We start from the raw sequence: 26839 nt of genomic DNA, 5'->3' as shown, positions 1-26839 counted from the left end.
TATTGTAGTGTTAAGGGGGATACCGGTGGGTGTTCTCCTTTTTTAACAGCACGGAGGTGATTGCTATGAATACCGAATTTACCAATCGTGAGTTATTGATTATAGGATATCTAAAGAAGAGCTCAGAGTACGTTACATCTGCTAGTTTGGCATCTTACTTTGGCGTGTCTTCGCGTACGATTAAGAAGGATCTAGAACGTATTAGTGAAATCGTTAATCAAGATGGCGAGTATCTCATTTCATTAAGAGGGAAAGGATATTTGCTCCAGTCTAACTATCCATACGTTATTGGCGATACAGGGCTAGTTAAGTTCAAAGACCTTATCCTGAACAATTATGATCGAGTTGCTTATCTAACGCAGAAAATTTTACTGGCTAAAGAATTTCTTCGGTACGAGGATCTTGCTGACGAGATCTTTGTTAGTTACTCCACCCTTAGTCGCTATATGCAGCGCGTACAAGAACTGTTCGTGCGCTATGACTTAGAGATTATCAGAAAACCGAATAGAGGGATTTATGTCACTGGCGATGAGGTAAAGCTACGCCTAGCCATTTCTGACTGTTTTTATCATAACTTTATTAGTAGGTTATCAGCGTACAATCAGGGCACTTACGATAAGGATGCCACAAAGCTAGCGTTGATTCGTGGCGTGGTTAAGAGCGTTACGAGCAACCATCATATTGACCTCAATGACAGTATGGTTAATGATATCGCCATTCACACAATTATCGCGGTGAGTCGGATTGAGGCAGAGAGTCGCCTGCATTACGCTCAAACCTTCAATACACACTATTCAGATTCTATTGAGAGGCGCGTTGCTACCGAACTACTGAATTTGCTAAGTGGTGCGCATACTAAGGTCAGTTTCACTGATAATACGATTAAGTATATTGCGTATCAACTGTCGCTAAAGAAGATGATTCGAACAGTTGAGGGTGAAACGGACGCAAACGAGGCCGGATTGTGCCTAAAGCATGTGGTTGCGGAGATTGCTGATAATTTTGGCATTGATTTGTCAGGCCAGACGGCGCTGCTTCACGCGCTTTTGCTTCATATCATTCAACTCAAAAAGCGAGTTGATTACCAGGTGCCGATTCAAGGTCACGAAATTTTTGATAATTTCCGTAACTATCTCTTTGCAGCCAAGATGACTATTTCTGCTGCAAAGATCATCTCAAGAGAGCTCCTCAGTGCAGAGTTGCCGATTGGGGAGTATGGTTATCTGATCCTGTACTTCCAAAGTGCTATTGAAGTAATTGGTTACGCGCCAAAGGTGATTGGCTTGTATACAGCGCATAACCGTGCAGAGCAGTTACTATACTCAGCTAGAATTAACCGAATCAAGTCTCCAAGATTGACCGTTAGAACTATCGAAAATCCTGAATCACCCCAGGCTGATGTTGATATTCTGATTTCATCTAGAGACATTAAGAATAGTTATGCAGCAAAAACGCTCGTTATTAAGGATGCAAATCGGTTAACTTCCAAGCAATTAGAGGGAAATTCGCTTAATTATGAGTTGAGTCAGCAAATCATTGGAAAGTACGTTAACGAATATAGTTTTCTTAGGATTAAAGCACGTTCAAAGGCGGATGTTGACGAGCAGATTCGTCAGTATTTCGTTAAGATCGATAATCTGAAAGCTGAGGCACTTTGGCAGCTTGACTACAAAGAAGTCGGAAATGGTTTGGTTCATATACATGATATTAAGCGGATTCTCAGACGGAATCTCTGTCTTGTTGTAGCGCTAGATACCCCCATCCTCTGGGACAATACCGTTGTGAAGGTACTGATCATGATTAAGACTAAGCGTGACGGCGATAAGGACTTAAACTTCCTTTGCACCTTGTTCTCTGCACTAATGAACGACCCTGAGTCTATCGAAGCAGTTTATAGCGCAACTGACGCAAAGCAGTTGTTTAATGTCATTTCTGCTCTGAATAAGCGACTTAAATAAAATTAAGAGAGTACCAGATGACGAATAAGACTGGTAGTTTTTAGCGATGATCAGTGGCTTAGAAGCGCCTAAAAGCGTAACGATGAGCTAATCGAATCGCGAAACTTGGCGACTTCATGAGAATTAAAAAGGCGCTACAGTCTGGTACACTGCAACGCCTTGATAGGGGAGTGATGAACTATTAGCAGATGAGTTGCTATGGGTCAGCTTTACTTAGTATCTGCAGGTGACGTTGCCGCTTCAGTAGGGGCGGCAGCCTTACGTCTCACTTCAATGACGCACATCAGAACGAAGGCGGCAACCGTTATGCCGATGCCAATCCAAGGGTTCTTCAGTAACAGGCCGACCACTACGGCATCCGTGCAGTCATAACCGACGCCTTTGACGCCATATTGCGTTAAGTTGACCAAACGTGCAAACAGCGCCGAAGAGAATATCAGTAAGAAGCCGTATACCGTACCCGCAATGGCGGCGCCACGCCGGCCACCGCGAGCGTTACCAAAGATACCTGCGACCCCACCGGTGAAGAACGACCCGATAATCGAGATTAGTGGGACCATCCCGAACACTGCACCACTTGTTACCATACCTAGGAGCATGCCAATGATACCGGACAAGAAACCGATCATCAACGCATTAGGTGCAAACCCGAAGAGCACTGGCACGTCCAAGGCGGGCAATGCACCGGGGACAAGCTTGTCGGAGATCCCTTTGAACGCCGGGACAATTTCTCCGAGGAACAACCGAATCCCCTGTAACAGGACAAGGATGCCGGCTGTAAAGCCCATTGCCTTAAGCAGGGCAAAAACTAAATAGTTTTGGCCCGCGGTTTGTGACTTGACCGCATCCGGTCCCGCGATAATGAATAAGATGAGATAGAAGACCCCCATCACGATTGATACTGACATTGCCGTATCTTTGAAAAAACTCAGATAGGCGGGAAGTTTGATGTCTTCCGCGTCGTTATCCTTATTACCTAAGGCTCCGCCAATATACCCAGCCAAGACGGTGCCGAACGTGGTTAAGTGCCCCATTCCGAACATGCTCGTCTTAGTCACCTTTTCGACCGATGGTTGTGCAATCGAAGGCAAGATCGAGGTGATCATTCCTTGAAGCAATGCCCCGATTACAACGGTCATGTTGTTTGAAAAGCCGCCCATGACCAGTCCACTAGCGATCACAATGGAGAGGATCCACATCATGTGACCCGTCAAGAAGATGTACTTCAACGGCGTGAATCGCGCAGCCAGAAGATTGATCACGAACCCAAGTCCCATGATTAATGCTGAAGTTGCCGCGATTGCCTTGACGTTTGTCTGCAAGGCACCAACAACGGCTTCCGAGCTTGTTGCAAAACCGTTAAGGTGAAACACTTCGGAAAAGACGGTTGAGAAGGGGGTCACCTCAGTCACAATCAATGTTGAACCAGCCCCGACAATCAACATGCCGACCGCTGTTTTGACTGTTCCGGAGAACACGGCACCGAATGACTTGCGCTGTAGCAACAAGCCAATCATTGCGATCAAGCCGAGAATAATGGCCGGGGTCTGCACGATTTGAAGCAAGAAGTCTAGCATTATTGATCACCTCGCTCGGCAAAGTACGTCGAAAGTTTGGTCTGTACTTCATTGACGTCCATGATGTTGGTAATGAATACAACGTTTGGATCATCTCGAAAATTATCTTTGAATTCATCTGAGGTCACGATGAAGTCATGCTCTTGGCCGGCAACCGTACCAAGGTCCCAGTGCTGCACTTCTGCAGATCTACCAAGCTTGGCAAGCGCGGATTCAACGGTCATTTTGAGCATCAGACTTGTACCAACACCCATGCCACACACTGTCATAATTTTCATTTTTAGCATCTCCTACAGGTTGGTGATCAGCGGGCTATATTGTTTGATGTATGCAGCGTTGATTTCATCACCTTCATCGAGGTTTGAACTAACATAGATTGGCGGTGTTTGGCCAGATTCGACAATCAGTTCAACCGTTCGAGCGATAATAGATTCCATTGCCAACATGCCAAGGACAGTAGACGTGCCACAGAATTTTGGCGCAAGCCCTGGCATACTCAGCGCTGCATCGCCTTTTTCGCAAGCGATATCAATGACGACATCGGCGATATCTTTAAGCATCTTCCCTGAGGAGTGGCGACTGGATACCCCTTCAGCAAACGCCAGTGAGGTCAACGCGATTACTTTGCAACCGATCGCCTTAGCTTTAAGTGCCATGTCAACAGATGCCGCGTTGCGTCCGGAGATGGAGACGATAATCAGCGTGTCGGCTGGATCCGGATTCTCCAATTCAAAGTACTGATCAGAGAAACCTTCGACGCGTTCCTGCAATGTGCTGAGTTTAGCGCGAGGCTGTAAGGCGTAATGAGGGGATAGCAGTGCATTGACCGGAACCAACCCGCCTGCGCGATAGAAGACTTCCATCGCAAACATCTGCGAGTGACCCGTCCCGAAGACGTGAATCACGCGCCCTTTTGAAACAGATTCGGCACAATAGTGGGCGGCTTCATCAACACTTTTAGCCGTATTCGTATTTTGACGTGCCATTTGTTCGCTAACGATTTCATAAAACTCATTATTTTTCATGTTAATCCTCCGATTGATTAAGAGTCTGGATAGATTGAACGATGCTGTCTTTATCACTGGCAGAGAGACTGGCTTGGAAAGTCTCGTCGTTAAGCAGGGTGACCAGTTCTGACAGCGCCCGCAGGTGCGTATCGTGGTCAACTGTTGCCAGACAGATGACCGTGTGCACGGGGTCATTTGATTTGTGACCAAACTTAACGTCGGAAGCCAGCGTAATTAAGCTCATACCGATGCGATTAACGCCGTCAGTCGCGCTGGCATGTGCGAGTGCAACGCCTGGTAGAATCACAATATAGGGGCCGAATTCCCGGACGCCGTCAATCATCTGCTGAATGTAACTTGGCTGGATAATGTTTGCATCGACCATGATTTGACCAGCCTTGCGGATCGCGTCTTCCCAGTCGGCTGCCGCAACATCTGTTTTAATCGTACGTGGGGTAAGCAATTCTTTTAGCACTGGACTTCGCGACTCCTCTTCTAAGTTCTGATAGTTTTCTTTTAAGCGCCGGTCAATCACGTGATTGATTTGCCCACCCAGTCGAGTGAGCTCTGGCGCGGAAATGTAGGGTGATACTTTGATATACGTCAATGAGGTATCATGCAGTGGCACCGTCGACAGCACCAGATCGTAATTCGGCGCATCCGGGACCGCATTTTCAACATCCTTAGCTGAAGCAATCTGAGCCTGAAACTTGAACACACCACTCAGTCGTAGCCTTAGAAGTTGTGATGTTCCGACTCCGAGGTGACATACCAGCAATACCTTGAGTCGTTTTTCCACATCTGCGCGAGCTTGCTCAACGCCCGATACCACGTGAACGGTCAGGAGACATAAATCTTCTTCGCGACCGAAGCCTAGTTCCGCTAACGCGGGGATAGCAGCCACGGCTTCGCGGACCGCGGTGTAGGTTGACGCATATTGACGTTGAATACTGGCCATCATCTCGGCTGACAAGGGAGATGCGGTGGGAATCTGATGCTGATTAATAACGGTTTGAAGGTGCATGGTTAAATTTTTAAGGAAGGTTGATGATTGTAAGAATGCAATTTGCAGGGTATGGCTCATGTATAGTGCAAATTCACTTGCGAGTAGATCTAACGTTAGATTCAATCCGCGATCGATCAGCTCATCTTTTAGGAGGTGGGCCTGACGAATCGTTGCCTGGATCGCAGTAACCTCGCTATCCGTGAACTTTAGCGCAAAGACTGGTTCCAGAAGCTGTAACGGACGTGGCAGTTGTCTTGGTGTATCTCCATTTAGGGCGTGTCCCTGATTTAACCGCCAGACGGTAATTGCGAGATAGTCAAAGCATTGTAGGAAGGATTCGTAGGTCAGCTCACGACGCTGGCCCTGCTCAAGTTGCTCGACACAGTAACGAAGTAGCTCTTGCTTGGCTTCATCGAATAGTGGGGTGGAAGCAGAGTACCGCCGTAAATATGCACACGCCGTTACGTAACGCATACGAAGTGTCGCTTCGTCACCAACAACCATGAATCCAGCACGTGGATCGACCTCGAGTCGGAGTCCGTTTTCTGCCAAGCTCACACGTAACTTGCGAATGTCGTTATTCACAGTTGAACGGCTTGTTTGACCAATTTTCTCTAACTGTTCAATCGTTACTCGGTTGGTTGCTGATAAAATCTGGCAATAGGTCAGGTGAAGTCGGTATTCCGGTTCTAGCCAAAAATCGGCTGCGTTTTTTTTGCTCGTTAAAGCGAGTACACGCCGGACTGCATCAGAGTCACCGTTGTATTGCCAGTAGGTCTTCGTTTGTTTTTGTAGCGCCGGTAGATGATTAGCCATCAAGAAGGCGTCGATCTCATCTAGCGTAATTCGGATCGTACGCTCCGAAATACCAAAGTAGATAGCGGCTTCTTGCTGAGTAATCGTTTCTCGGGCAAGGATCATTTCAAGTAGAATCTTTGCGCGTTCATTCATGGGCTAATCTCATCCTTCCTTCGTCAGTGTAACATCGCTTACATTTTCCTGGCAGTTCAAGTTGTTGTCAGATTTTTGGAAGTAAACTGCATGCCTATGCTTCCATGGCACGATAGACCCCGAAAACAACGCATTATTTTCAAAATACAATGCTAAAAGCATGTAAATTCGAGGCCATCATTGATGATTCATGTTGTGTTGAAATGCTTATGGACGATATTAGGATGTGATAGATTCAAACAGAGCGACTAACTTTCTGCCGTATCCGCGGAAACGAGACACGTGAAGCCTGATTCTCGCTTCGACCTAAAGGTAGCGATACACTGACAAGGCCAATAAAAAACCCGCCGATTGCATTGGACGCAATCAGCGGGTTTTCAGATATCTTCGTTACTTTTCAACTGCCTGAAGCTTCTGGTTGTCATCAAGCTGTGAAACACCCATCAGGTGCTTCTTTTGCAGCCATTGCATCACGACCCAAAGCAGGGCAAGTGAGACAACGATGACGCCGAGCAGGAACCCGATGGCGCCGTTGACGGTGCCACTGGCGATCCCGCTGGTCAGGGCCTGACGGAAGCCCATGATGGAGTAGCTCATTGGCAGGAATGGGTGGATGGCGTTGTAGAACCCGTTGGTGATTTCCATCGGGAACGTCCCACCAGCACCGCCGAGTTGCAGCATCAGCAGCACCATCGCAACGAAGCGACCGGGGTTATCCAGCCACATGGACAGGAACATGACCAGATACATGGACGCCATGGCGAACAGCCAAGCGAACAGGTAGAACAGCCCAACGTGCTGCACGGTCATGCCAAAAGCCATGATCAATGTGGCTTCGATCAGTGCCATGCCGGTGGCGACCAGGCCACCCAAGACCACCTTGGATGCGAACCACTGCGTTGCGGTGCCATCTTCACGCGAAACCTTGCGGATCGGGTAGGCGAAGTTGAAGACCAGTGCGCCAACGTAAAGCGCAAGGGACAGCACGTAAGGGGCCAGCGCGTGGCCGTAGTTAGCGACCTTGCTGAAGAAGGTGTGGTTGACCTTCGTCGGTGCGGCCATCATGTCGGCGGTCTTATCGGTCAGGTTGATGCCGTTGACCTGCTTGGCGCCGGACTTCAGCTCTTTGGCTAAGAGCTTGGAGCCATCGTTGAGCTGGCCGATGCCATCGGTCAGCTGACCGCTATTGTTGGTCAACTGCGTAGTGCCATCGAGGAGCTTAGCCACGCCGTCCGTCAGCTGTGGCAGCTGAGCGGCACCGGCGGTCAGTTTGGTGGCGAGTTCGTTGCTGCCACTCGTGAGGGCGCTACTGTTAGCGGTGAGCTGTTGGCCCCCGTTTTGTAGCTGCTGAACGCCAGCAAGTAAGGTTGGCACGCTGCTACCTAACGTTTGCACGCCGGCATTCAGTTCGGCGTTCTTCGCATTCAGCTGGTTTGCACCGTTGTTGAGCTGTTGTATCGCAGTGATGATTTCGGGGACCTTAGCAACCAGTTCGTTGACCCCATTGGTTAGCTCTGGGCTCTTTTCATTGAGCTGACTGGCACCGTCACTAATCTTGGCAACTGCGGCAGTGAGCTCGGTTGTTTTTGGAACCAGTTTATCGTTGACCCCAGCCTGAATCTTTTTCGCGGCGGTGTTTAGGATAATGCGATTGAGACTGATACTGTTCAGTGTTTTAAGTTCGGCTTTATTGCGGTCTGTTTGGTTCGTGTGCAGTGTCACAACGGCTTGATAAGCGGCGCTATCGGGTGTAACACCTGCCTCATTCAACGCCTGAATTGTAGCCGCATAATCCGCATCAAACGCGGTTTGGTTCGCGGTCGCAATGCTCTTCAGTTCCTTGAGGGCGCTTTCGACCTTATCCGCATTCGTGGCCAGGGTGTCTGCACCGGCTTTGAGCTCGTCAACACTGGCTGGCATGGCACTAACGTTCTGGTTGAGCTGATCAAGGTAACCGGAAAGTTGACCAACCCCCCCTGTGTAGTCGACGACGCCTTGTTGAAGTGCCTTCGTCCGTTCAGGAAGAGTCGCCGTTTTCGTTTGGAATTCGGTCAGGCCGGCGCCCAATTGCTCGGTGCCCGCTGTGTACTTACCAATGCCATCAACGAGTTGCGGTACCTTGGCACCCATCGGGGCAACGCTGGTAGCCATGGTGTTGATGCCGTTAGCAAGCGTTCCAACCCCGTTGGTGTAAGTGGTCAAGCCGTTGCTCAGCTTAGTGGCCCCAGCCGCCGCTTGGTTCATCTGGCTTGTCAGCGGGCTGACCTTCAGGCTCATGGTCTGGATCCCGTCGTGCACCTTGGAGACGCCGACCGTGTAGGTGTCGATGCCATCGTCCAGCTTGACGGTGCCTTCATTGAGCTGGGTGGCGCCGCTGGCCGCTTCCTTGAAGCCCTTGCCGACCGTTTTGATCTGGTCGAAAATCGCACTGGCGTAAGCGTTGGTGACGTTGGCGCGGATCTCCTTGTCGAGCTTGTCAACGCCGATGCCGGAGATGACCTGGCTCAAATAGTTCAGGGAGTCGTTGGTCTTGTACGTCAGCTGCATTTTCTTCGGGTTTTCGTCCAACAGTGTGGCCGCATTTTTGGAGAAGTTCGAAGGAATCGTGACAACTGTGTAGTACTTGTTGTCCTTCAACCCCTTCGCGGCCTGCTTGGCGGTCACGAACCGCCAGCCGAGCTCGTGATTCTTCTTGAGCTTCTTGACGGTTTGATCCCCGACATCAAGCGTCTTGCCCTGATACTGCACGGCGTGGTCGTTGTTGACCACGGCGACGGGCAGTGCCTGCGTGTCGCCGTAAGGGTCCCACACGGACTTTAGGAAGAAGACACAGTAGAGGAAGGGGATGATCATGATGACCATAACGGACAACATGATCAGTTTGTTCTTTTTGATGAAGCCGAACTCATCTTTGATCATAGACTCTAAAACACTCCTTTAGACTGCCGACACCGGGGTCGGATCGGCGACTACTTCATTAAGATACAACTGAACCAGCTGGGCGTAAGAATCAGCCTGGTCGGGGTCAGGGGGCAAGAAGCCCATTACCTCGAGCACGGAAAAGCCGAGGACGCTGGAGATCAGCGCCTGCACATAAGCCTCATGCGACATGTGGGCGAGGTGAACGTGGCTGATCAGCCGCTTCAAAAGCTGAATGACCTTCCCGGTGGCCTGGACGAACGGACTTTTTTCCGGGTAGTGGTGCACGTAGTAGAAGAGCTGCACCAGCGCGCCGTGTGACTGGAAAAACGCATGCGCGTTCTCTGCGTAGGCGGCCAGGACGTCGCGACCGGCCAAGCCGGTGGACGCTTCGATCAGCTGCGCGTACAGCGCGCTCATGAAGTCCGTCCCCATCGCTTCGATCACGCCGTCGATGTTGTCATAGTAGTTATAAAGCGACTGCGAGCGGATCCCGAGCCGCTTGGCCAAGGTCTGAAAGGTGAGCTGTTGAAACCCATCCTCGCAGGCGATGGCGCGGGCGGCGGTCAGGATCTTCTCGTGATCGAGGTTACGGTGTTTGACCATGGTGACTCCTTTCTTACCAGAGCGAAGCAAAGCGGGCTTAGCAGACTGGCTAGCCTTTCTAACGCATGTCTGCCTGTAACTCACTGCGTTCGAACAGGCAGAGCAAGGACTGGTGCTTGGGCCTGAACTTAGGCCCGAGTGCCAGTTCGTAGCTGGACACGTCTGCGTTGCTTTGCGCCACGCAGCTCAACGAAGACCGGAAAGCAGTAAGCGACGCAGAAACCTTGTCACCCAACCTTCCCAGTATTAAGCGTTCGGGACAAGTGCGCGCCTTACCTCGCAACCCAGCCAGCTTAGTTGCAACCAGAACATTCTGGCAGATGAATATTACAAGAGGTAAATATAAACTGATACATTGAAGTGCGCAACCTACAAGTTGTAGTTTATCGGCGTTTTTTGGGCAGACCCGAGAAATTGCCCAAAAAACAGCGCATGGAAATGGTGGCAAACAAAAATCCGCTCCCTCATCGGAAGCGGATAGCCGGTCAGGATCGGCGGGCACCAGATTGGGTGCGGTCGATCCAGATGACGCCGATCATCATCAAGGCGATGACGATGGCGGGGAGTGGCGCTTGAATACGAATCAACAGGATGAACGCGAAGGCCGCGAAGCCAGCGACAATCCAGTCAAATGATGAGTTGTTCACGATGATCCGCCTGCTATATAAAACGTGGAAGAATGTCTCTTTGGCACCAATAAAGGTTTATATATGTCCTTTCTTGATTGACATTCTGCATCTTACTTAGTCCCGTCAACATTGGTATTCCCACGTAGGCATCGGCCTTTGCGACATTGACCAACTCTTGAACCTTAAGGCATTAGCCATACCCTGAATGATTAGCTTGCATATTGAATCAAGTTCTCAACCGCATTTTCATCACGGCGCATCACTGCCCCGCATTGGTAACACACATAGTCATCGTGTCCCGTGTGATACAAGTGATTGCCGTTGAGGCCAATCTTGTCATCACCAGTCTTGATATAGCCGCACTGCGAACAACGCTGGGTGCTCGGGTAGAATGGATCGACAAGCACCAACCTCACACCGCGCCACGCGCATTTGTAGACCATCATTTGCTTGAACTTGCCAAACATCGAGCGGTGAAGGTTCTTCGCCAGACGTTTGTTCATGCGCATGTGCAAATTATCCAAGTCCTCGATGGCAATCACATCCCACTCGGCAACCAGCTTGATCGTAAACTTCTTGAGCAAGTCTTCCTGGATCCGGCTGACTTTCTGATAATCCCGCTTCAACTTGGTTCTCGTTGCACGGTAATTATTAGACCGGAAATTCGTTGGATTCGTTACCCGTTTACGTGCGAGTTGTCGCTGATAAGCGGTGATGTGCTGGTACAGCTTGAGTAGTCGTTGTGGCAATGTATTGATCCTCTGATACCCATTGGCATCTTTGTAGTCAAATCGCGCAACATTGGCGTCAACACCGGTTACGCGATCCCCGTGTTTTTCAACGACGGTGTCCGTAACCTCAATGGCTAAGCAGGCGTAATACCCGTCCGCTTCTTCAATCACGGTGACAAGTTTGATTGCACCTTGCCAGCGTGGTATCTCAGCCAACCGAATATCATACCAAACGCCCGAACCGTGCGGCTTATCCAGCCGCAATCGCCCATCGATCACTTTGGCACGATCGGTCTTAAAGACATGCTTGGACCACTTCTTAGACTTGAATCGCGGCTTAGCGTGGTTAGGCATCTTAGGGTTGAAATAGTTCTTCCACCCTTTAGCCAGATCACGGACTGCCAGTTGCAAGACCCGCGCCGATTGAAGATATTGCCAATCCTGCTTGTTCTCAACTAGCTCGTCGCGTACCTTACGTTCGTTGGGACGCCGTGACTTATCAGCCAAGATGGTCGATTCGTCGTACATCGCGTTCCACGTTTCCAGTGCTTGGTTGTAACAATACCGCCGATAGTCGAACAGGCTGTTCAAGACTTTTCGCATCGTGGCGTTGGGATATATTTTGATTTTGTGTGTTTTAATCATTCGGTTCACCTCCTCTCGTTGGAATAAGACGGCTTCAGCTAAAAACATGAACGATGCCGATTAAGCCTTACGTCATTTCTTCTTGAGGAGATTAACTTGGGTATTAAACTACTTGGCTAATCGCTCAAACAAATTATAGCTAAAAGAGACAAATTGGTTATCTTTAGGTGAGAGACACAATGAAATTGTCGTCTCTAAGATAGATTACGAAAATCTGACAAGATGTTTCCTGTTTCCGTAAGAATCTTGACCTTCACACCAATGCTTCTGGCTATTTCGTTTGATTTGAGCACGAGGGAATCTTCCACTCAATTATTGTCCCTCATTACACCTTACTATGACACTTTATGACACATTTTTGATTACAGTTTCAAGCCTCCTTTCGTCGACGCGCGAGGCGCGTTGTCGGTTGACATGACTGAGAGATGAGACCCTGCGACACCTTAATTTTACCACGCGGAATATTCACTGGCGCATAAATTGGCCAAGGTGGCCTGATTGCCCAGTATAAGCAGATTAATAGAGTTCGCGCGCGGGGTGGCCTATACTACAATTAGTTGGATGTCGCGACGCTTTAAGTGTTTTTAAGCAGTTCTAAGTGATTTTTCCGTTTTGTGGTGGTATACTGTAACCAACAATTAGAAAAGGGTGGTATCGTCATGACGACAGCCGTTGACTATTCCTCGAAAGACTACTTTGACAAGATGACCGCATACTGGCGGGCAACGAACTACCTCTCTGTGGGTCAGCTCTACCTGACCGACAACCCGCTGTTGAAGCGGCCGCTTGAATCCAGCGACGTGAAGTTTTACCCGATCGGCCACTGGGGCACGATTTCGGGCCAGAACTTCATCTACACGCACCTGAACCGGATCATCAACAAGTACGACCTCAACATGTTCTATATTGAAGGCCCCGGTCACGGCGGTCAGGTGATGATCTCCAATGCTTACCTCGACGGGTCTTACACCGAGAAGTACCCGAACATCACGCAGGATGAAAAAGGCATGAAGATCCTTTTCAAGCGCTTCTCCTTCCCAGGTGGGGCGGCCAGTCACGCCAACGCGCAGATCCCGGGCTCCATCCACGAAGGGGGCGAGCTGGGCTATGCGCTGAGCCATGCGACCGGCGCCATCCTCGACAACCCAGACGTGATCGTGGCAGCCGTGACCGGTGACGGCGAAACCGAAACCGGCCCGCTGGCAGCCAGCTGGTTCTCCAACACCTTCATCAACCCGATCACGGACGGGGCCGTTTTGCCGATCGTCCACATGAACGGGTTCAAGATCTCCAACCCGACGATCCTTGCGCGCAAGTCTGATGACGACCTGCGTAAGTACTTCGAGGGGATGGGCTGGGCACCGATTTTCGTTGAAGGCAACGATGCCGACAAGCTCAACCCAGAGATGGCCAAGGCGATGGATAGCGCCATCGAGTCGATCCAGGCCATCCAAAAGCACGCCCGCGAAACCGGCGACACCACGATGCCGCACTGGCCAGTGCTGATCGTGCGCACGCCAAAAGGCTGGACCGGCCCGGCAAGCTGGGACGGTGAGCCGATCGAAGGCTCCTTCCGTGCCCACCAGATCCCGATCCCAGTGAAGCGCGACGACATGACGCACGCGGAATCCCTGGAGGACTGGCTGAAGTCTTACAAGCCGGAAGAACTGTTTGACGACAACGGCGTGTTGCGTCCTGAACTCAAGGCGATGACGCCGAAGGGTGACAAGCGCATGGCGTCGAACCCGATCACCAACGTCGGCAAGAACGCTAAGCCGCTGGTGCTCCCAGACTTCCGCGATTACGCGCTGGATAACTCCAAGCGCGGCCAAAACGTCAAGCAGGATATGATCATCTGGTCCGATTACCTGCGCGATCTGATCAAGCTCAACCCGGATAACTTCCGCGTCTTTGGCCCGGATGAAACCATGAGTAACCGCCTGTTCGGCCTGTTTGAAACCACCAACCGGCAGTGGCTCGAACCGATCAACCACGAAGGCCGCGACGAAGGGCTGGCCCCAAGTGGGCGCATCATCGACTCGCAGCTGTCTGAACACCAGGCGGAAGGCTTCAACGAAGGCTACACGCTGACTGGCCGCCACGGCCTGTTCACCTCCTACGAGGCGTTCCTGCGCGTCGTGGATTCCATGCTGACGCAGCACTTCAAGTGGATGCGCGAAGCCAGCCGCGAAGACTGGCACAAGCCATACCCGTCCTTGAACGTGGTATCGACTTCCACCAGTTTCCAGCAGGATCACAACGGCTACACGCACCAAGACCCAGGCATCTTGACCCACTTGGCCGAAAAGAAGGGTGAGTTCATCCGCGAATACCTGCCGGCCGACGCCAACTCCCTGCTGGCGATCTCGCCGAAGGTGTTCACCAGCCAAAACACCATCAACCTGCTGATCACCTCCAAGCAGCCGCGGCCGCAGTTCTACTCCATGGCCGAAGCCGAAGTGCTGGCCGACAAGGGCCTCAAGCGTATCGACTGGGCCTCCAACGACGATGGCGTGGAACCCGACGTGGTCATCGCCGCTGCCGGGACTGAGCCAAACATGGAAAGCTTGGCGGCCATCAACCTGCTGCACGACAACTTCCCAGAGCTGAAGATCCGCTTCATCAACGTGGTGGACCTGCTCAAGCTCAAGAGCCCTGACCGCGACCCCCGTGGTTTGAGCGATGAAGAATTCGACCGCTACTTCACCACTGATAAGCCTGTCTTCTTCGGCTTCCACGGCTTCGAAGACCTGATCCGAGACATTTTCTTCGACCGCCACAACCACAACCTGCACGTGCATGGCTACCGTGAAGAAGGCGCAATCACCACGCCGTTCGACATGCGCGCCCTGAACGAGCTCGACCGTTTCCACCTGGCCAAGGATATCATCGCCCACGTGCCAGGTTACGCGGAAAAGGCCGGTGCCTTCATCCAGAAGATGGACGATACCCTCCAGTACCACCACGACTACATCCGTGAAAACGGCGAGGACATCCCAGAAGTCCTGGAGTGGTCTTGGAAGGAGATCAAGTAACAAGAGCGAAGTGGCGCGGTTATGAGGGTTGGGCTAAGGCAGCCTGACGCTTGCGCCCGCACTTAGGCGCGAGTGGCAGGATGACTTAGCCCAACCCTCATGCGCCACGCAGCTCGATGAACCAGAGCAGAGCATGCGTGCCGGCGAAGCCTGCACGCCACCGGAGTTCGGCGTAGCCGGACGGAGGCGAAGCGTTCTTAGCAGAACAAATAGCCTAGGCCCAGTGCTTGGTCCTGTACTTTGGGACTGAGTGCTGGGCCGTAGCTATTTGCTTCTGCGTTGCTTTGCGTAGCTAGACGAAGACCGGAAAGAAGTAAGTAAGTCGAAAAGCTTACGCCTAAAGTAAGCTTTGATTAAGTCACGCAATTTAATCTCCCTGTTCAAAGGCTAGCTGACGGATAATGACGTCAGTTAGCTTTTTGACGTCATCCGGGAGGCCCCATGAAGAAAGAAAAAAGGCTCTTCACTGCTGTTGCACTCATGTCGGCCTTAGTCGGGAGCTTGGCCAACATTGTACTGATCCAAACACCCCTTGGCGCGCTGGCTGAACTGATTTGCGTGCTATTGTGCACCGGCGCGCTCATTTTGCGCAACAATGGCGCCATTCAGCTCGGGATCGTGGGGCGTATCGCAACCCGGTTGGCGGTCCTGCTCACGCTTGCCGGGGTTTTGGCGTTGACTCAAGAGACGTCGGTGTCGACGTTCGGCGAAGTGCGAGGCAGAGAGATGCTGTTTTCGGACGCATTCCGGATGCGGGTGCGGGGCAAGACTTATGCGGTGACCTATACCACAGTGAGCTGGCTGAGTTGGCGTGGGTCTTACAATCTCTACGTGAGGCAGTACGGCTTTTACAAGCGGGTCAATCCGACGGTGATCGTCATTTATGCTAATCATCCCAATGTCGATCCGATTCAGGTGTTCAAGAAAACAGCACGAACCGGGCGGGCCGAGATTGATGGGCAAGCGTTCGTGGCAGACCGTGCTGGATTCTTCCCGCGCTGAGCCGAGGCTGGCAAGCGGTTTTGCTGTTGGTCTGAAATTATCGTTTATCGATATATTCTTGTTGCAAATCGATAATCGTCGTGCGATACTGAAGCCATCCAAGGAGGCGGGACAAATGATGATTTCGAAGCGGGCGATGACGTGGATGGCGGTGTTCGTGCGGGTCGTGTTGCAGGTGTTGCTGATCGCGGTGGGGCTGTCGATGCTGGTCGTGCTGTCGGGGCGGTTGGGCCTGCCAACGGTGATCCACGGGGGGCACACATACACCAACGCTAACCTGATCGCGCCGTACCACTCGGATTATTCCGGCTTTGTCGGCGGGCTGATCAATGATGACTGGGTGCTGATGGGAACCGTGACGCTGGGGGTGCGGGTGATCCTGATCAGCCTGCAACTGGTGCAGCTGGGGCTGATCGCTTGTCTGCTGTGGCTGGGGGTGCGGTTCTTTAGCCGCATTGCGCAGGCGGAAGTGTTCACGCGGGCCAACGCGCGCCTGCTGATCACTGCGGGGTACGTGGGTCTGGTGAACGTTGGTTTGCACGAGCTGGTGCTGCCATGGCTGACCCGGTGGCTTCTGGCCACATTCACGCCGGCAACGTTGGGTGGTGGGATGTCGTTCAACCCGTTTTTGCCCCTGACGGCGGTGTTCGGCGTGCTCATCATGGGCTACGTGTTCGCGTATGGGGTCAGCCTGCAAGAAGAAACGGAGGGGCTGGTATGATCGTCGTGCACCTGGACGAGATGATGGCGCGCCGCAAGGTCAAGGGGGTGGACTTGGCCGCCGCGATCGGCATCACCGAGGCCAACCTCAGCATTCTCAAAAACGAACGCGCCAAGGCGATCCGCTTCTCAACGCTGGCCGCGCTGTGCCAGGCGCTCGACTGTCAGCCCGGGGACCTGCTGGCGTACGTACCGGACGAGTGACCTCGTGCATCCTTCAAAAAACAGACCACCAGACGCTTCCGCAAGTCGTGTGCGGGCAGTCTGGTGGTCTGTTTTCGTGTCGCTAGTGCGCCGCTGGGTACGGGAGCTGGGCGATGTAGCGGATGCGCTGCACGTACTGGCCCTTGTGGTGGATCTGAATGAACTGTCGGGTGGCATCAAAACCGCCGACGCGTCCGAGCGTGTCGGGCAGCGGCTTGCCGGCTCGGGTGTAGAGCTTGACGTTGGTGTAGGTCTGCGTGTCGCGTGGCACCGTGGCGTAGCTGGTGGTGGTTGGGATCAGCGGGTTCAGCCGGTCGGTCCAGGGGGTGTGGACGAAGAACACGACGCCGGCGCCGAGAAGGAGCAAAGCGGCGGTGAAGCTGATGATGGGTTTACCAATACGCATGATGAGATCCTTTCTGAGGTTGGCAGTAAGCAACGTCCGTGAATACAACTTATGATAACAACTATGTCTTGACAATACAAAATGAATAAAACAGGCACACCAAATTCGGCCCGAACGATAAAATAATTAGTTATCACAATTTAAATCATCGTCGGCTTGCGGTGAAAGGCTCAACGTTGCCGCGCCACCCTCAAACTTGGTACGCTAGAGGTAGTGGGAGGCGCAACCGCGCCTCCCGGTCGCCCTGGTCAAGCCAAGCGACGCACGGTGGGACCTGCCACCAGGGCCAGGTGCCACCGTGGCCGCTTGCGAAAGGAGTTTTGCGATGCCTATTCAGACGGAGTTATCCTTACAGCAATTTCTTGCCACCGCGACGACGCCATGTGTGTCGTTGTACCTGCCGATCGAGGCCAATCAGCTGGAGAAAAACCGGCTGACGCTGCGCCACCTGATCAATCACGCCAAGGACGTGATGGCGACCACGTGGCCGGACGCCGCCTGGACTGCCTTTGACGCGCAGCTGGACCCGTGGCTGAGCGACCCGAAGCGCTTGGCGGATGTGGCCAGCCCGGGGCTGGGCCTGTTGAGCGATGGCCAGCAGGTGTACGCCCGCGCGCTGGAGTATCCGGTCAGTGAGGTGGCCATGGTCACCGAGATGCCGCAGGTGCTGCCGATGCTTTTGGATATGCAGCGGCATTTTGAGTTCGATCTGCTGGCACTGCAGCGTGACAGCATCGCGCTGTACCACAACATGGGCGATGTGCTGACGGCTACCGAGTTGGCAGCGGATGCGCCGCTGACGCTCAAGGGAACGCTGGGGACGGAGCTGCGCGGCGGCGAGACCAACGCGCAGACGATCGGCCCGGGGCACGTCAGCTACCACGGTCACAACGAGAAGTCGGCGGAGGAGGAAATCGACCAGCGCCGGTACTACCAGGCGGTGGACACCTACATTGCCGACCACTTCTCCAAGCCGAACCAGCGCCGCCTGATCCTGTTCGGCCTGCCGCAAAACCTGGCGGTGTTCCGCGAGGTGAGCCGCAACAGCTACCTGAGCGGCTCCATGCAGGTGGAACTGAACCCGGGGGGCCTGACGCTGGCCGACCTTGATGCGGCGCTGAACGTGTTGCGCCTCGACAACGGCATCCGCCGGCACCAAAAGACGCTGGCAACGCTGGACAAGGCGCGCGGCAGCGGCCTGTTCCGTGAGGACTTGGGCAGCGTCATCAGCGCGCTGAACCAGCACGCCGTGGCGATGCTGGTGATTCGCCAAGGCGCCCGCATCAACGCCCGACTGGACAACGGCGGCCTGGAGTTCAAGTCCGAGCGCGCCAAGCACAACAACCTGCTCAACGACTTGGCCGACGCTGTGTTGGCCCAAGGCGGAGAGGTGCGGGTGCTACCGGAAAACATGCAGGATCAGCCAGTAGTGGCGGTGCTGCGGTACGTGCCGGCGCCATAAGCGTCACGCGGTCGGTGGCTGACCCAATAGAAAAGGACGAGTCCCCTCGTGGGCTCGTCCTTTTCTGTTCCGTGGTTTTTTGTGCTGTGCCCTTAGCCGGCCTGTTCTGCCGCAACCTGTTCTGTTGCGGGGGGCGCGGCGGCCTGTCGATGGATCCGGTGCGCTAGGGTGCGCTGGATGAAATCGTGGTAGATGTTGAGCTGCTCCGGCGCGGTGGCCCAGAGGTTCTCGGGGTGCCACTGCAGGCCAAGCACCAGGTCATCGTCGATGCTTTCGAAGGCCTCGATCGTCCCGTCCAGTGCGGTGGCGGCCACGCGCATGCCGCGGCCGACGGTGCGCACCGCCTGATGATGCCGCGAGTTGACGTAAGCGGTGGCACCGATTTGACGTTGAAGCCGCGAGTTGGCCGCAATGTTGACGTGGTGGGTCGGGTACTCGCCGGAGGTGCGCTGGAGGTGGCGGAGGGCCGCCGGGTTTTGCGTGGCGAGGTCCTGATACAGGGTGCCGCCAAAAGCCACGTTTAGGATGTGGCTGCCGCGGCACAGGCCAAACATCGGCTTGCGCGCTGCGTGGGTGGCCCGGATCAAGGCGAGCTCGAACTGATCGCGTGGCGGATTGGTTTCGCCGATCGCTTGGCTCGGTTGCTCGCCGTACAGGGTCGGGTCAACGTCTGGCCCACCAGGGAGCAGGAGCCCATCGAACAGGGGCAGATAGGCGGCGATCATTTCGTCGATCAGGCCAGGGTGACTCGGGTAAGGGATAATGATCGGCACCCCGCCGGCTTGGAGGATGGTGTCCTTGAACATGGTCGGGGCGATGTCGACCGTGTTGGGCTTGGTGTTGACGGACGGATCTGGAATGGTGTCGGTGGTAACGGCAATAATGGGGCGCATGAGCTCACTTCCTTTGCTTAGATTGGTGACCTAACTTAATCATACCGACTTGGCCCACCCCCTGTCAGGTCAGAACCCCTTAACGCGGTAGACTAAAATGGGCGCCGGGCGTGGCGGCCCTTCTGAGCTAGATCCTGCGGCCCTGGGCCCGGCGGATCAGGTCGGCGAACAGGCGGAGTTGGATGTGGTCGTCTAGGTACAGGTTCTCGGGGTGCCACTGGACGCCCAGACACTGGTCGCCGTGGGTGCTTTCGATCGCCTCGACCACCCCATCCGGGGCCGTGGCGCTGACCTGCAGACCGTGTCCCAGCTGGCGCACGGCCTGGTGGTGGCGCGAGTTGACGATGGCGCGCTTGCCGATCACGGCGTGCAGGTGACTGCCGTCGCGGACGCGCACGGGGTGGTGCGGGTACTGGCCGTTGGGCGCCTGCGCGTGGCGAATGGTGGCGGTGGGGAAGTTGCTTTCCAGGTCCTGGTAGAGGTTCCCGCCCAGCGCCACGTTGAGGATCTGCATCCCTCGACAGATGGCAAAAATCGGCTTACCTGCCTTCACCGTGGCGCGAATCAGCGCCAGCTCAAAGACGTCCTCGGGGTAGACGACGTGGCCCATTTGCGGCGTGGGGTCCTCGCCGTAAAACTGCGGGTCGATATCCGGCCCACCCGGCAGCATCAACCCGTCGAACAGGCGGATGTACTGGTCCACCAGCGTGTTCACCAGCCCGTACTGCTCGGGGAACGGTAGGACGATGGGGGTGCCACCGGTTTGGATCAGCGCGTTTTTGATCATATTCGGAATGATATCGGCGTTATTGTAGTTGATCACATCGGACGGCTCCGACATTGTGTCGGCAACAATGGCAATCGTGGGTCTCATGGGCGCACCACCTTTCTTCCTCTATCGTAACGAATTTCAGGGGGTGGCCGCGACTTTTTGCGCTTTGGCTGTCAGAAATCCGGTCGGCGCGTCGTATGATAGGTGTAGCGGAGAAAAAGGGGGGATCGGCCATGGAAGATGACGCGCTTGTCGCCGCGTTGCGCGCGCAGTCCGATGACGCGCTGTTGGCGCTGATCACGGCGCACGGGGAGTTCGTGCGCGCGGTCATCAAGCGGCACCTGCCGGCCGCCGAGGCGCAAAACGCGCTGAAGGATGTGGAAAACCGGGTGTACTACAAGGTGTGGACACGCATCGGTCAGTTCGATCCGGCCAAGGGCGCATTTTCAAGCTGGCTCGGGGCCATTGCCAAGCATCAGGCGGTCGACTACGTGCGCGGCCTGGCGGGCAACTTTGACGCGCTGGACATCGATACCGTGTACCTAGCGGCGCCGCCGGCCGCCAGTCCCGATGCACTGGCCGACCTGCTGGCGCCGCTTGAGCCAAGGGCACGGCAGGTGTTTACGCTGTATTTTGTGCAGGGGTTGACGCCGGCGGAGATCGCCAAGCAGCTGAAGTGCTCGCGCGCGGCGGTTTATCAGGACCTGTCGCGTGGGCGCAAGAAGTTGCGTCAAGGGAGGGCGTAGCATGCCGATTCTATCGAACCCATTTATTGAAGTGGTGAACGCCATGAATGGCATTCCCACGAAGCCGCGCGGGCTGACCAGCGCACTGCAGCAACGCTACAAGGCGCGCGAGGCGGCGATGTACATCACGATGCACCAAGTCTTGGCGCAGGTGACGGACCTGCTGGCACCAGGGGAGCAGCTCGTGAACCTGCTGCCGATGACCAACGAGGCCAACTCGGCCGCCGGCTCGGACGGGGTGATGGGGATGTACGCGCCCAAAATGACGACCGCCAAGGCCTATGTTGCCGCGCAAGCCAGCCTGCGCGGCAACCGCCTGCTGGTGTTCACCACCCGCCGGATGCTGTTCTTGGTGGTGATCGAGTTTCTCGATGACCCCACCGCGTACTTCAGCTACCCTTACACGCACATTCAGGCGATGAAGCTGAAGCAGCGGCGGATGAGCATCCCGGGCAACCACCATTTTTGGTCGCGCGAGACCATTACCTGGGCCGTCGTTGATTTTCAGACCACAGATGGCAACATCTTCACCGAAACGCTGACCAGCGCGAACGCGGCGCTGCTCAAACGCAACCTGCTGGAGATCCCGGCCATGGCGGACATCGTTATCACGGACCACGTCACCCGCGTGCGCCGGCTTGACTACTGGCTGAGCAATGTCAACCTGCAGGTGCGCCTGGGGCTCGGGTGCTTCGGGCTGATCATGTTGCCGCCACTGGTGTACGGGATCGTGTGGGCGATTCGGCTGGCGTTGAAGTGACGCCGGGTTAGGGTGATTCAAAGAGACTGAGACATAATTAACGGCCCAAGAATGAATCACAACTATTCCGGAATAGTACGAAACAAAAAGCAACGCCCTGACCGTATAAGAGCGGCTCCCTACAAAACCTAAGTTCGGGTTTTGCAGGGAGCCGCTCTTATACTCTGGGCTAAAACCGCTTTTCGTCTCAGCCTCTTTTGGTGTGACACCGAATTCACGGGGTGGGCCAGGATCTCTGCTGGCGGCCACGCCAAAATAAGAAACCGGCAGGGTCATCAGCGATGCGAAGGGGCGGTTCGATATCAGTTGACGAAGGCGCGTTGTGCGCGCACACTTGTTATGCAGAAAGCGCAGGTGAGCCAACTTGTTATGTTGGAAAGCCGCGCTGGAACGTTGATCTAGCGCTGATTTTGTTGGACACGGCAATGATGCAGGGGGTGCCCCTGTTATGCGCGAATCCGTCATGTCATGTGTTAGAACGTTGATACACGGGCAATTCGTAGCTAGAAATTTTGACTTTTTCTAATTGTAAGCGTTGACATCCTCGCTTGGGGCGCACTATACTCAGGCTATGGTTGTCATACGAACATAACAAGCAGGTGATTATCATGAACAGACAACCATATTGGCAATACGAACAGATTTCGGCTGAACTGATGCGTGAGATCGACAACGGTGAGTTGGCGATCGGGGTCAAACTTCCTTCCGAAAAACAGCTTTGTGACCTCTTCGACGTCAGTCGGATCACGGTGCGCAAAGCGCTTGCGGAGCTGGAAGAGAAGGGTTACATCGAAAAGCGGCAGGGGCAAGGTAGTTTTGTCCGCGATCGCTTCAATAGCGATGAGGAGATCAGCTTTGTCGATGCACCGAGCGTCCAATTGCGCGCGCGTGGACACTCGCTTTACATCGAACTGCGTGAGTTCTTGATCCTCGCAGACGGTCAGGAGCCGTCGATTCGCCAGATGATGCACCTTTCGGATAATGACTATCTGTACAAAGTCAGTCAGCTGTACCTGGCCGATCGGCAGCCGCTGATCGACCGCACGACATACATGGCGTTTGACCACTTTCCCATGTTGACGGCAAAGGAGATCCAAGACAATGAGTTGATCCCGCTGTTAGCCCACCGCTATGGTTTGTCTCCGGCGATGCTGGAGCACGCGATCCAGACCGGTGTCGATAATGTGCCGTCTCGCCTGCGCGGGTTTTTGACCGCGACGCCACGGACTTCGTATGTGAAGGCGACGACCACGTATGTGAACCAAAAGAACCATGTTGTGTATTTTAGCTCGGCGATCGCACCCGCGAAGTCTAAGGTGTTTTTCGTCAAAGACAAAGGAGAAGAGACAATGGCAGAACCACATATCTTGCTAACACGGATCGACAATCGACTTGTTCATGGACAGGTGGGGGTTACTTGGACCAAGACTCTGGGGGCCAATCTCATTCTAGTTGCTAATGACGAAGCATCTGAGGACGTTTTGCAACAGAAGCTGATGAAGAGCACAGCGGATTCATCCGGCGCTCAGATCCGGTTCTTCACGCTGCAAAAAACCATCGACATCATCAGCAAAGCAGCCGACCGGCAGAAGATCTTCATCGTGGTGAAGACTCCTGGCGATGCTGCGGCACTGGTTGAAGGTGGGGTGCCGATCAAGGAAGTCAACGTTGGGAACATGCACTTTGCCCCGGGCAAAGAAGAAGTGACCAAGAAGGTCTATGTGGACCAACAAGACAAGGACGACTTGATGCGGCTCGTTCATGCAGGTGTCAATGTCTACATCCAAGACGTGCCGGGCGATCGTAAGACACAAGTGAACTTCTAACCACAACTAAAGCACTCTTTCCTGAGGAGGGAAGTCAGATGGCAATCACCTTAATGCAAGGGCTGATGCTGGGACTCTTCGCGATCGTTGCGGGGTTGGATTCCTGGCTGGAAGTCCTTTACATCTTCCGACCAATCATTTCATGTACGGTCGCGGGCCTTATTCTGGGCGATGTGCAGATGGGGATCATTGCTGGTGGGTTGACCGAACTGGCCTTCGCTGGTTTGACGCCTGCTGGTGGGACCCAGCCGCCTAACCCTGCAGTCTGCGGGATCATGACCGTTGTGATCGCGCACACGACAGGCGTTGCGCCTGCGACGGCAATGTCGTTATCCCTGCCGTTTGCGATGTTAATGCAATACATTCTCCTGATGTTCTACTCAATTTTCACGGTCTTCATGCCCGGCATGGACAAGGCCGCTGAGCAGGCTGACACGAAAAAGTTTGGCCGTTACGCTTACCTGATGATGGCAATCGTTTGCGCCGCCTTCTTCATCGTGATCTTCCTGTCGGCATACGCGGCCCAGACGCCGATGCAGGCGCTGGTCGAAGCGATGCCGAAGTGGCTGATCCACGGGTTCGAACTTGCGGGGGCCGCACTGCCAGCCGTTGGGTTCGCCATGCTACTCAAGGTGCTGTTACGGATGGAATACCTGCCGTTCCTGTTACTCGGCTTCGTGGTGGCATCCTTCATCAACTACAGCAACGTTTTGCCGGCAGCGGTCATCGGGGTGGTCTTCGCGATGATCGAATTCTTCCGGGATAAGAAGAACAAGAAGCTGCAAGATCAGATCGAAGCGCTTAAACAAAGCGGTGTAAGTGGAGGTGAAGAAGATGGCATCTGATGAAATCAAAACCACGCCAACATCTGAGGGTTCAGACAAGAAGCTGACGAGCCATGATATCACCATGCTGGGGATTCGCTCCTCCCTGCTGCAAGCCGCGTTCTCGTATGAGCGGATGCAGGCCGGTGGCTGGGCTTGGGCCCAGGTCCCAGTGTGGAAGAAGATCTTCGGCAAGGACAAGAAGGGCTTATCCGAGGCGATGACCGACAACATGGAGTTCATCAACACCTCACCACCGTTGGTTTCCATCCTGATGGGGCTCTTGACCAGTATGGAAGAGAAGCATGTGAGTCGTCAGACGATTCGTGGGCTGAAGAACGGCCTGTTTGGTCCAATGGCCGGGATCGGGGATGCCATCTACTGGTTCACCCTGATGCCGATCGTCGGCGGGATCGCCGCGTCGTTTGCCGCGAAAGGCAATCCGCTTGGCCCGATCCTGTACTTCTTGGTCTATGTTGGCGTATTCCTTTGCCGGATCCCGTTTGCCCACTTGGGTTATAACCTGGGGACCAAGGCGATCGATGTGATCCAGGAAAACTCGGAGATCATCGCCCGCGTTGCGACCATCATGGGGCTGACAGTGATCGGCGCTTTGATCAGTTCGTATGTTTCCCTGTCGCTGAAGGTGAAGATCGGGACCGTTGCGCTGCAGAAGGACTTCCTGGATAAGGTCTTCCCGAATATCCTGCCGTTAGCGTTCACGTTCTTCCTGTTCTGGCTGCTGAAGAAAAAGAAGGTCTCGCCAATCGTCTTGATTGCCGTCGTCTTCGTCCTTTGTATCGTTTGCTCCTTCTTCGGCATTATGTAAGAGAGGATTAGAAAGATGGCACAATATCAGACGATCGTTACGGGTCACGGGCGGTTCGCGACCGGGATGAAAGGGGCGCTGGACCTGCTAGCGGGGCCGCAAGACACCTTTACGTTTATCGACTTCACCGAAGACTTAAGTGAAGAAGCACTGAGCGGCAAACTGCAGGCAGCTCTGACCGACACGCCGACCTTGATTTTTACCGACCTCGTGGGGGGCACGCCGTACAAAGAAGCCGCCAAGCTGGCGTTTAATCGGCACGATGTGGTCGTGGTGGCGGGGTGCAATCTTGCCTCGTTGCTCGAAACCATCTTTGGCACTTACGCGTCCCTGCCGGACTACGCCAATGCGTTAGTTGCGGTGACGCAACGCTCCGCGCAGGTGTTAGATCTTTCGGATGACGCAACGGATGCGCCTGACGAAGATGAGGATGGCATTTAGCCACAGCAAGAGTCGGTCTGGTAGCGTTGTCTGATTGATGAGGGACTCGCCTTGCGGGTCTCTTTTTGGTTGAGGAGGAACACGATGAACGATCAAGTATTTCGGTCTACCGCGCAGCTGGTGACGCAAGTTGTTGATGAAATTGTGGCGGTCGTTCAGCAGAAGCCGGACGCGACACTATGCATTGCCGCGGGCGATACGCCGATCCCGGTGATGCGAGAACTCGCAAGGCGTGCACTGGCAGGCGAGGTGGATCTGAGCCGCGTCAGATTCTTGGGCCTTGATGAGTGGGTCGGGTTGACGCCTCAAACAAAAGGGACCTGTATCGAAACGCTGACCACCCACCTGTTTGCGCCTGCGCAGATCAGTCCGCGCCGAATTCACTTTTTTCGCACCGACGCTGAGGATCTGCCCGAGGAAATCGCACGCATCAATGACTTTGTGGCCCTGCACGGCATTGACTATATCCTGTTAGGCATCGGCATGAATGGGCACATCGGCTTCAATGAACCCGGGGTCGAGGTGACCGCGCAGGCGCATCAGGTGGCGCTGGCCGAGACGACCAAGCGGGTGATGCGCAAGTATTTCGATCAGGACTTTCCGCTTGAGTCCGGGATCACGCTGGGCTTTGCGCAAATTCTCGCGGCCAAGCAAGTGGTACTGATGGCGACCGGGGCCCAGAAGGCGGCGATCGTGCGCAAGACCGTGCGGACGGCGCCGACGAATCAGCTGCCCGCAACGTTGCTGAAGCTGGCCGCCCATCCTTGTCGCTTCTACGTGGATCAAGCGGCCGGCCAGGAATTAGAATAGCACGACGAATTGTCAACTCAAGTGCAACTTTTTACCCAGGTAGACTTCTGATGGTGTCTTCCAGCCTAAGACCTTGCGAG

At 54.2% G+C, this 26839-nt stretch carries 24 protein-coding genes; 13 read left to right on the top strand and 11 right to left on the bottom strand.

Translation table 11 applies throughout. The features are described from left to right. Positions 1–65: 65 nt before the first annotated feature. Complete coding sequence (locus EKM88_RS11020; protein ID WP_125706155.1) at positions 66–1958, top strand: BglG family transcription antiterminator; 1893 nt, start codon at positions 66–68, stop codon at positions 1956–1958. Between the two features lie 209 nt (positions 1959–2167). On the opposite strand, the gene EKM88_RS11015 is transcribed toward EKM88_RS11020, so the two are convergent. The 8 genes from EKM88_RS11015 to EKM88_RS10985 form a co-directional block, all read right to left on the bottom strand. Beyond that, entirely contained in the window at positions 2168–3535 is a 1368-nt protein-coding gene (locus tag EKM88_RS11015; protein ID WP_125706153.1) for a PTS ascorbate transporter subunit IIC, read from the bottom strand. Then, the gene (locus EKM88_RS11010) at positions 3535–3813 is read right to left on the bottom strand and encodes a PTS sugar transporter subunit IIB (RefSeq protein ID WP_125706151.1); all 279 of its coding nucleotides are present in this window, start codon (positions 3811–3813) and stop codon (positions 3535–3537) included. Before EKM88_RS11010 ends, EKM88_RS11015 begins: the two co-directional genes overlap by 1 nt. Positions 3814–3825: 12 nt before the next feature. After that, on the bottom strand, positions 3826–4560 hold the full coding sequence (locus EKM88_RS11005; protein WP_125706149.1) for an SIS domain-containing protein: 735 nt from the start codon (positions 4558–4560) through the stop codon (positions 3826–3828). A gap of 1 nt (position 4561) precedes the next feature. Next, the gene (locus tag EKM88_RS11000) at positions 4562–6499 is read right to left on the bottom strand and encodes a BglG family transcription antiterminator (RefSeq protein WP_125706147.1); all 1938 of its coding nucleotides are present in this window, start codon (positions 6497–6499) and stop codon (positions 4562–4564) included. Between the two features lie 390 nt (positions 6500–6889). Beyond that, positions 6890–9418 carry a YhgE/Pip domain-containing protein gene (locus EKM88_RS10995; RefSeq protein ID WP_125706145.1) on the bottom strand — a complete coding sequence of 843 codons (2529 nt, stop codon included), beginning with the start codon at positions 9416–9418 and terminating at the stop codon, positions 6890–6892. 18 nt (positions 9419–9436) lie between these two features. Next, positions 9437–10024, bottom strand: a complete 588-nt coding sequence (locus tag EKM88_RS10990) for a TetR/AcrR family transcriptional regulator (protein WP_125706143.1) — start codon at positions 10022–10024, stop codon at positions 9437–9439. Positions 10025–10509: 485 nt separating this feature from the next. Then, positions 10510–10671 carry a hypothetical protein gene (locus EKM88_RS13345; RefSeq protein ID WP_164512087.1) on the bottom strand — a complete coding sequence of 54 codons (162 nt, stop codon included), beginning with the start codon at positions 10669–10671 and terminating at the stop codon, positions 10510–10512. A 191-nt stretch (positions 10672–10862) separates the two neighbouring features. After that, entirely contained in the window at positions 10863–12029 is a 1167-nt protein-coding gene (locus EKM88_RS10985) for an RNA-guided endonuclease InsQ/TnpB family protein (protein ID WP_125706141.1), read from the bottom strand. A gap of 659 nt (positions 12030–12688) precedes the next feature. Here EKM88_RS10985 and EKM88_RS10980 point away from each other — a divergent pair. The 4 genes from EKM88_RS10980 to EKM88_RS10965 all read left to right on the top strand — a co-directional run bounded on the left by EKM88_RS10980 (position 12689) and on the right by EKM88_RS10965 (position 16990). Continuing rightward, positions 12689–15064 carry a phosphoketolase family protein gene (locus EKM88_RS10980; protein ID WP_125706139.1) on the top strand — a complete coding sequence of 792 codons (2376 nt, stop codon included), beginning with the start codon at positions 12689–12691 and terminating at the stop codon, positions 15062–15064. Between the two features lie 441 nt (positions 15065–15505). Then, positions 15506–16066 (top strand): hypothetical protein, encoded by a 561-nt coding sequence (locus EKM88_RS10975; protein ID WP_125706137.1) that lies wholly within the window; start codon positions 15506–15508, stop codon positions 16064–16066. 115 nt (positions 16067–16181) lie between these two features. Then, on the top strand, positions 16182–16787 hold the full coding sequence (locus EKM88_RS10970; protein ID WP_164512086.1) for a DUF2975 domain-containing protein: 606 nt from the start codon (positions 16182–16184) through the stop codon (positions 16785–16787). After that, a complete protein-coding gene (locus EKM88_RS10965) occupies positions 16784–16990 on the top strand; it encodes a helix-turn-helix domain-containing protein (RefSeq protein WP_125706133.1) in 207 nt (68 codons plus the stop codon). The genes EKM88_RS10970 and EKM88_RS10965 overlap by 4 nt, the downstream gene beginning before the upstream one ends. 82 nt (positions 16991–17072) lie before the next feature. Here the strand turns inward: EKM88_RS10965 and EKM88_RS10960 are convergent, their stop codons facing one another. After that, complete coding sequence (locus tag EKM88_RS10960) at positions 17073–17396, bottom strand: YxeA family protein (protein ID WP_125706131.1); 324 nt, start codon at positions 17394–17396, stop codon at positions 17073–17075. A gap of 325 nt (positions 17397–17721) precedes the next feature. Here EKM88_RS10960 and EKM88_RS10955 point away from each other — a divergent pair, with 325 nt between their 5' ends. Continuing rightward, the gene (locus tag EKM88_RS10955; protein ID WP_125706129.1) at positions 17722–18858 is read left to right on the top strand and encodes a baeRF6 domain-containing protein; all 1137 of its coding nucleotides are present in this window, start codon (positions 17722–17724) and stop codon (positions 18856–18858) included. Between the two features lie 92 nt (positions 18859–18950). Here EKM88_RS10955 and EKM88_RS10950 read toward each other — a convergent pair whose 3' ends face one another. Together EKM88_RS10950 and EKM88_RS10945 are read right to left on the bottom strand one after the other, a co-directional pair. Next, on the bottom strand, positions 18951–19751 hold the full coding sequence (locus EKM88_RS10950; RefSeq protein WP_125706127.1) for a gamma-glutamyl-gamma-aminobutyrate hydrolase family protein: 801 nt from the start codon (positions 19749–19751) through the stop codon (positions 18951–18953). A 127-nt stretch (positions 19752–19878) separates the two neighbouring features. Next, positions 19879–20625, bottom strand: coding sequence for a gamma-glutamyl-gamma-aminobutyrate hydrolase family protein (locus tag EKM88_RS10945; RefSeq protein ID WP_125706125.1), 747 nt, complete (start codon positions 20623–20625; stop codon positions 19879–19881). Positions 20626–20756: 131 nt separating this feature from the next. On the opposite strand from EKM88_RS10945, the gene EKM88_RS10940 reads away from it, so the two are divergent. From EKM88_RS10940 to EKM88_RS10910, 7 genes are all read left to right on the top strand, one after another. Further along, the gene (locus EKM88_RS10940) at positions 20757–21269 is read left to right on the top strand and encodes an RNA polymerase sigma factor (RefSeq protein ID WP_164512085.1); all 513 of its coding nucleotides are present in this window, start codon (positions 20757–20759) and stop codon (positions 21267–21269) included. Position 21270: 1 nt separating this feature from the next. After that, positions 21271–22029 carry a hypothetical protein gene (locus EKM88_RS10935; RefSeq protein ID WP_125706121.1) on the top strand — a complete coding sequence of 253 codons (759 nt, stop codon included), beginning with the start codon at positions 21271–21273 and terminating at the stop codon, positions 22027–22029. 608 nt (positions 22030–22637) lie between these two features. After that, on the top strand, positions 22638–23855 hold the full coding sequence (agaB, locus tag EKM88_RS10930; protein ID WP_125706119.1) for a PTS galactosamine transporter subunit IIB: 1218 nt from the start codon (positions 22638–22640) through the stop codon (positions 23853–23855). 38 nt (positions 23856–23893) lie between these two features. Next, a complete protein-coding gene (agaC, locus tag EKM88_RS10925) occupies positions 23894–24700 on the top strand; it encodes a PTS galactosamine transporter subunit IIC (protein ID WP_125706117.1) in 807 nt (268 codons plus the stop codon). Further along, positions 24690–25508, top strand: a complete 819-nt coding sequence (gene agaD / locus EKM88_RS10920; RefSeq protein WP_125706115.1) for a PTS galactosamine transporter subunit IID — start codon at positions 24690–24692, stop codon at positions 25506–25508. Before agaC ends, agaD begins: the two co-directional genes overlap by 11 nt. A gap of 15 nt (positions 25509–25523) precedes the next feature. Then, positions 25524–25949, top strand: a complete 426-nt coding sequence (locus EKM88_RS10915) for a PTS sugar transporter subunit IIA (protein WP_125706113.1) — start codon at positions 25524–25526, stop codon at positions 25947–25949. 84 nt (positions 25950–26033) lie between these two features. Next, a complete protein-coding gene (locus EKM88_RS10910; protein WP_125706111.1) occupies positions 26034–26759 on the top strand; it encodes a glucosamine-6-phosphate deaminase in 726 nt (241 codons plus the stop codon). The last annotated feature ends 80 nt before the right edge of the window (positions 26760–26839 follow it).

Origin of the sequence: Lacticaseibacillus daqingensis, assembly GCF_003946115.1 — a bacterium.
Taxonomy (GTDB): domain Bacteria; phylum Bacillota; class Bacilli; order Lactobacillales; family Lactobacillaceae; genus Lacticaseibacillus; species Lacticaseibacillus daqingensis.
The sequence above is the reverse complement of the archived record's forward strand: the minus strand, read 5'-3'. Positions and strand labels throughout refer to the sequence as shown.

Excerpts from the sequence above, each read along its gene's own strand:
- EKM88_RS10970 (WP_164512086.1), top strand. The coding sequence starts at position 16,182 with ATGATGATTTCGAAGCGGGCGATGACGTGGATGGCGGTGTTCGTGCGG.
- agaB (WP_125706119.1), top strand. The coding sequence starts at position 22,638 with ATGAACAGACAACCATATTGGCAATACGAACAGATTTCGGCTGAACTG.
- EKM88_RS10985 (WP_125706141.1), bottom strand. The coding sequence starts at position 12,029 with ATGATTAAAACACACAAAATCAAAATATATCCCAACGCCACGATGCGA.
- EKM88_RS10980 (WP_125706139.1), top strand. The coding sequence starts at position 12,689 with ATGACGACAGCCGTTGACTATTCCTCGAAAGACTACTTTGACAAGATG.
- EKM88_RS11000 (WP_125706147.1), bottom strand. The coding sequence starts at position 6,499 with ATGAATGAACGCGCAAAGATTCTACTTGAAATGATCCTTGCCCGAGAA.
- EKM88_RS10950 (WP_125706127.1), bottom strand. The coding sequence starts at position 19,751 with ATGCGCCCCATTATTGCCGTTACCACCGACACCATTCCAGATCCGTCC.
- EKM88_RS10935 (WP_125706121.1), top strand. The coding sequence starts at position 21,271 with ATGCCGATTCTATCGAACCCATTTATTGAAGTGGTGAACGCCATGAAT.
- EKM88_RS11015 (WP_125706153.1), bottom strand. The coding sequence starts at position 3,535 with ATGCTAGACTTCTTGCTTCAAATCGTGCAGACCCCGGCCATTATTCTC.
- EKM88_RS10990 (WP_125706143.1), bottom strand. The coding sequence starts at position 10,024 with ATGGTCAAACACCGTAACCTCGATCACGAGAAGATCCTGACCGCCGCC.
- EKM88_RS10940 (WP_164512085.1), top strand. The coding sequence starts at position 20,757 with ATGGAAGATGACGCGCTTGTCGCCGCGTTGCGCGCGCAGTCCGATGAC.
- EKM88_RS10965 (WP_125706133.1), top strand. The coding sequence starts at position 16,784 with ATGATCGTCGTGCACCTGGACGAGATGATGGCGCGCCGCAAGGTCAAG.
- EKM88_RS11010 (WP_125706151.1), bottom strand. The coding sequence starts at position 3,813 with ATGAAAATTATGACAGTGTGTGGCATGGGTGTTGGTACAAGTCTGATG.
- EKM88_RS10910 (WP_125706111.1), top strand. The coding sequence starts at position 26,034 with ATGAACGATCAAGTATTTCGGTCTACCGCGCAGCTGGTGACGCAAGTT.
- EKM88_RS11020 (WP_125706155.1), top strand. The coding sequence starts at position 66 with ATGAATACCGAATTTACCAATCGTGAGTTATTGATTATAGGATATCTA.
- EKM88_RS10915 (WP_125706113.1), top strand. The coding sequence starts at position 25,524 with ATGGCACAATATCAGACGATCGTTACGGGTCACGGGCGGTTCGCGACC.
- EKM88_RS10975 (WP_125706137.1), top strand. The coding sequence starts at position 15,506 with ATGAAGAAAGAAAAAAGGCTCTTCACTGCTGTTGCACTCATGTCGGCC.
- EKM88_RS10945 (WP_125706125.1), bottom strand. The coding sequence starts at position 20,625 with ATGAGACCCACGATTGCCATTGTTGCCGACACAATGTCGGAGCCGTCC.
- EKM88_RS11005 (WP_125706149.1), bottom strand. The coding sequence starts at position 4,560 with ATGAAAAATAATGAGTTTTATGAAATCGTTAGCGAACAAATGGCACGT.
- EKM88_RS10955 (WP_125706129.1), top strand. The coding sequence starts at position 17,722 with ATGCCTATTCAGACGGAGTTATCCTTACAGCAATTTCTTGCCACCGCG.
- agaC (WP_125706117.1), top strand. The coding sequence starts at position 23,894 with ATGGCAATCACCTTAATGCAAGGGCTGATGCTGGGACTCTTCGCGATC.
- EKM88_RS10960 (WP_125706131.1), bottom strand. The coding sequence starts at position 17,396 with ATGCGTATTGGTAAACCCATCATCAGCTTCACCGCCGCTTTGCTCCTT.
- agaD (WP_125706115.1), top strand. The coding sequence starts at position 24,690 with ATGGCATCTGATGAAATCAAAACCACGCCAACATCTGAGGGTTCAGAC.
- EKM88_RS10995 (WP_125706145.1), bottom strand. The coding sequence starts at position 9,418 with ATGATCAAAGATGAGTTCGGCTTCATCAAAAAGAACAAACTGATCATG.